The organism is Arthrobacter cryoconiti, assembly GCF_020905375.1.
GTDB classification, from domain to species: Bacteria; Actinomycetota; Actinomycetes; order Actinomycetales; family Micrococcaceae; genus Specibacter; species Specibacter cryoconiti.
The window spans coordinates 1-5628 of record NZ_JAJJBU010000045.1; the positions used below are offsets into that span (position 1 = coordinate 1).

Consider the following 5628-nt stretch of genomic DNA (forward strand, 5'->3'; position numbering starts at 1 on the left):
GTTGTTGTTTGAGAACTCAATAGTGTGCCAAGTTTTATTGATACCAATTTATTGTAATTGAATTGGTTATTTGACTGTTTGTTGCCGCCCCTGTGGTGATGAATGGTTGTTTAGCTGGTTTCGAATTTAGTGCATGTCTTCATTACCTTTTTCCGGTGTGTGGGTGTGTGTCTGTTTGTTTTATTAACGGAGAGTTTGATCCTGGCTCAGGATGAACGCTGGCGGCGTGCTTAACACATGCAAGTCGAACGATGAACCTCACTTGTGGGGGGATTAGTGGCGAACGGGTGAGTAACACGTGAGTAACCTGCCCTTAACTCTGGGATAAGCCTGGGAAACTGGGTCTAATACTGGATATTGACTTTGCCTCGCATGGGGTGTTGTTGAAAGATTTATTGGTTTTGGATGGACTCGCGGCCTATCAGCTTGTTGGTGAGGTAATGGCTTACCAAGGCGACGACGGGTAGCCGGCCTGAGAGGGTGACCGGCCACACTGGGACTGAGACACGGCCCAGACTCCTACGGGAGGCAGCAGTGGGGAATATTGCACAATGGGCGAAAGCCTGATGCAGCGACGCCGCGTGAGGGATGACGGCCTTCGGGTTGTAAACCTCTTTCAGTAGGGAACAAGGCCATCACTTGTGGTGGTTGAGGGTACTTGCAGAAGAAGCGCCGGCTAACTACGTGCCAGCAGCCGCGGTAATACGTAGGGCGCAAGCGTTATCCGGAATTATTGGGCGTAAAGAGCTCGTAGGCGGTTTGTCGCGTCTGCCGTGAAAGTCCGGGGCTCAACTCCGGATCTGCGGTGGGTACGGGCAGACTAGAGTGATGTAGGGGAGACTGGAATTCCTGGTGTAGCGGTGAAATGCGCAGATATCAGGAGGAACACCGATGGCGAAGGCAGGTCTCTGGGCATTAACTGACGCTGAGGAGCGAAAGCATGGGGAGCGAACAGGATTAGATACCCTGGTAGTCCATGCCGTAAACGTTGGGCACTAGGTGTGGGGGACATTCCACGTTTTCCGCGCCGTAGCTAACGCATTAAGTGCCCCGCCTGGGGAGTACGGCCGCAAGGCTAAAACTCAAAGGAATTGACGGGGGCCCGCACAAGCGGCGGAGCATGCGGATTAATTCGATGCAACGCGAAGAACCTTACCAAGGCTTGACATGAACTGGAAACACTTGGAAACAAGTGCCCCGCTTGCGGTCGGTTTACAGGTGGTGCATGGTTGTCGTCAGCTCGTGTCGTGAGATGTTGGGTTAAGTCCCGCAACGAGCGCAACCCTCGTTCTATGTTGCCAGCACGTTATGGTGGGGACTCATAGGAGACTGCCGGGGTCAACTCGGAGGAAGGTGAGGACGACGTCAAATCATCATGCCCCTTATGTCTTGGGCTTCACGCATGCTACAATGGCCGGTACAATGGGTTGCGATACTGTGAGGTGGAGCTAATCCCAAAAAGCCGGTCTCAGTTCGGATTGGGGTCTGCAACTCGACCCCATGAAGTCGGAGTCGCTAGTAATCGCAGATCAGCAACGCTGCGGTGAATACGTTCCCGGGCCTTGTACACACCGCCCGTCAAGTCACGAAAGTTGGTAACACCCGAAGCCCATGGCCCAACCCGTAAGGGAGGGAGTGGTCGAAGGTGGGACTGGCGATTGGGACTAAGTCGTAACAAGGTAGCCGTACCGGAAGGTGCGGCTGGATCACCTCCTTTCTAAGGAGCACCAAACGCTACGAGGCATCCCGCATGGGGTGTGTTGGTGGTGTGAGGAGTAAAGACTTACTGCCAGAACGTATGTTTCTGGGTGAGTTGCTCAAGGGTGGAATATCAATGAAATAGGTGCCTGTTGGCACGAAGCGTTCTAGTTTGAGTACGACAGCCACGTGTGGTTGTGGGGAAAGAGCTATGAAGGGATGTTTCGTGGTGGTGGGTGGTGTTTGGCACACTGTTGGGTCCTGGGACAACAACAATTTTTTGTTGTTTGTTTCTGGTTTTCCTGGGCATGACATTCTCTTCTGCTGTTAGCGCGCGTCCTTTGTGGTGTGTGTGGTGGGGTGGGTGTGTGTGGTGGGGTTGTTGTTTGAGAACTACATAGTGAACGCGAGCATCTTTATAGAAGAAGCAATTTCTTTTGAGATAATTTGAACCTGGATCTGATATTGGTGGCCCTTTTGGGGGTTGTTGGTGTTGGTTTTCATGGTTCTCTCGATAAATGTTTTTGTTGACTAGTTTGTGTAGTCAAGTTTTTAAGGGCACACGGTGGATGCCTTGGCATTAGGAGCCGAAGAAGGACGTAGGAATCTGCGATAAGCCTCGGGGAGTTGATAACCAAACTTTGATCCGAGGGTGTCCGAATGGGGGAACCCCGCCACCGGTCGTAAGGCTAGGTGGTGACCTGCACCTGAATATATAGGGTGTGTGGAGGGAACGTGGGGAAGTGAAACATCTCAGTACCCACAGGAAGAGAAAACAAAAGTGATTCCGTTAGTAGTGGCGAGCGAACGCGGAACAGGCTAAACCGTGCCATGTGTGATAGCCGGCGGGCGTTGCATGGTCGGGGTTGTGGGATTTACCGTTCTGGATCTGCCGGTTCAGTGAGGGGAATGGTGCATGTATAGGTGAACGGTTTTGAATGGCCGACCGTAGAGGGTGAGAGTCCCGTAACTGAAATGCAGTGCACTCCCTGGTGAGTATCCCAAGTAGCACGGGGCCCGAGAAATCCCGTGTGAATCTGTCAGGACCACCTGATAAGCCTAAATACTACCTAATGACCGATAGCGGACAAGTACCGTGAGGGAAAGGTGAAAAGTACCCCGGGAGGGGAGTGAAATAGTACCTGAAACCGTGTGCTTACAATCCGTCAGAGCAAGCGTGCACTTTGGTGTAGTTGTTCTTGTGATGGCGTGCCTTTTGAAGAATGAGCCTGCGAGTTAGTGTTACGTCGCGAGGTTAACCCGTGTGGGGAAGCCGTAGCGAAAGCGAGTCTGAATAGGGCGTTGCAGTGGCGTGATCTAGACCCGAAGCGAAGTGATCTACCCATGGCCAGGTTGAAGCGTGTGTAAGAGCGCGTGGAGGACCGAACCCACTTCAGTTGAAAATGGAGGGGATGAGCTGTGGGTAGGGGTGAAAGGCCAATCAAACTTCGTGATAGCTGGTTCTCCCCGAAATGCATTTAGGTGCAGCGTTGCGTGTTTCTTACTGGAGGTAGAGCTACTGGATGGCTAATGGGCCCTACAAGGTTACTGACGTCAGCCAAACTCCGAATGCCGGTAAGTGAGAGCGTAGCAGTGAGACTGTGGGGGATAAGCTTCATAGTCGAGAGGGAAACAGCCCAGACCACCAACTAAGGCCCCTAAGCGTGTGCTAAGTGGGAAAGGATGTGGGATTGCTTAGACAACCAGGAGGTTGGCTTAGAAGCAGCCATCCTTAAAAGAGTGCGTAATAGCTCACTGGTCAAGTGATCCCGCGCCGACAATGTAGCGGGGCTCAAGTACACCGCCGAAGTTGTGGATTTCAAACATTGCCCTAACCAGCTTGCTGGTTCAGGGGTTTGGAGTGGTAGGGGAGCGTCGTGTGGGCATTGAAGCTGCAGTGTGAACTAGTGGTGGAGCCTACACGAGTGAGAATGCAGGCATGAGTAGCGAAAGACGGGTGAGAAACCCGTCCGCCGAATGATCAAGGGTTCCAGGGTCAAGCTAATCTGCCCTGGGTAAGTCGGGACCTAAGGCGAGGCCGACAGGCGTAGTCGATGGACAACGGGTTGATATTCCCGTACCGGTGAAGAACCGCCCATATTGAACCAGTGATACTAACCATCTGAACCATCATTTGCGTGCCTTCGGGCCAGGGATGTGTGGGGAGCGTGGGACCTGAACTGGGGAGGTAAGCGTATTAACAGGTGTGACGCAGGAAGGTAGCCGAGCCGGGCGATGGTAGTCCCGGTCTAAGGACGTAGGAAACACGATAGGCAAATCCGTTGTGTTGTCATTTGATTGACGATTCTGAGATCTGATGGGACCCCCGTTTGGGGGAATTCGGTGATCCTATGCTGCCTAGAAAAGCATCGACGTGAGGTTCCAACTGCCCGTACCCCAAACCGACACAGGTGATCAGGTAGAGAATACTAAGGCGATCGAGAGAATTATGGTTAAGGAACTCGGCAAAATGCCCCCGTAACTTCGGGAGAAGGGGGGCCTGCCATGTGAAGGACACTTGCTGTCCGTGAGCGTGTGTGGGCCGCAGAGACCAGGGGGAAGCGACTGTTTACTAAAAACACAGGTCCGTGCGAAGTCGCAAGACGATGTATACGGACTGACTCCTGCCCGGTGCTGGAAGGTTAAGAGGACCGGTTAGCGTACTTGTACGCGAAGCTGAGAATTTAAGCCCCAGTAAACGGCGGTGGTAACTATAACCATCCTAAGGTAGCGAAATTCCTTGTCGGGTAAGTTCCGACCTGCACGAATGGAGTAACGACTTCCCCGCTGTCTCAACCATAAACTCGGCGAAATTGCAGTACGAGTAAAGATGCTCGTTACGCGCAGCAGGACGGAAAGACCCCGAGACCTTTACTATAGTTTGGTATTGGTGTTCGGAGTGGCTTGTGTAGGATAGGTGGGAGACTGTGAAGGCACAACGCTAGTTGTGGTGGAGTCATCGTTGAAATACCACTCTGGTCACTTTGGACATCTAACTTCGGCCCGTAATCCGGGTCAGGGACAGTGCCTGATGGGTAGTTTAACTGGGGCGGTTGCCTCCTAAAGAGTAACGGAGGCGCCCAAAGGTTCCCTCAGCCTGGTTGGCAATCAGGTTTCGAGTGTAAGTGCACAAGGGAGCTTGACTGTGAGAGGGACACCTCGAGCAGGGACGAAAGTCGGGACTAGTGATCCGGCGGCACATTGTGGAATGGCCGTCGCTCAACGGATAAAAGGTACCTCGGGGATAACAGGCTGATCTTGCCCAAGAGTCCATATCGACGGCATGGTTTGGCACCTCGATGTCGGCTCGTCGCATCCTGGGGCTGGAGTAGGTCCCAAGGGTTGGGCTGTTCGCCCATTAAAGCGGTACGCGAGCTGGGTTTAGAACGTCGTGAGACAGTTCGGTCCCTATCCGCTGCGCGCGCAGGAAATTTGAGAAGGGCTGTCCTTAGTACGAGAGGACCGGGACGGACGAACCTCTGGTGTGTCAGTTGTACTGCCAAGTGCATCGCTGATTAGCTACGTTCGGATGGGATAACCGCTGAAAGCATCTAAGCGGGAAGCTCGCTTCGAGATGAGATTTCCATACACGTAAAAGTGTGAGAGGCCCCCAGCTAGACCACTGGGTTGATAGGCCGGACGTGGAAGCGAGGACTAAAGACTCGTGAAGCTGACCGGTACTAATAGGCCGATAACTTACACTACACAAACACTTCTAAATAATTGAAGTACGCTCGCGTTCACTATGTGGTTCCCAAACAACAAAACCCTCACATAAGAGGCAGACGTTGCTCAACCCGGGAAAAAACACCACACCACCACCCTGTAGAGACCCCTTAAACGGGGGTTTATTCACGGTAACAAGAAGGTGTGTATAATTAAATACTGTTGTTCCACAAAGAACACCAACACAGAATTCCCCCACACCCC

2 rRNA genes are annotated in these 5628 nt (G+C 52.7%); both read left to right on the forward strand.

From position 1 onward, the window contains the following. Window positions 1-183 precede the first annotated feature (183 nt). Window positions 184-1717: ribosomal RNA gene (locus LOH53_RS16630) — 16S ribosomal RNA — on the forward strand. A gap of 523 nt (window positions 1718-2240) precedes the next feature. Further along, window positions 2241-5403, forward strand: a 23S ribosomal RNA gene (locus LOH53_RS16635). The 16S and 23S rRNA genes sit together here, the layout of an rRNA operon. Window positions 5404-5628: the final 225 nt, after the last annotated feature.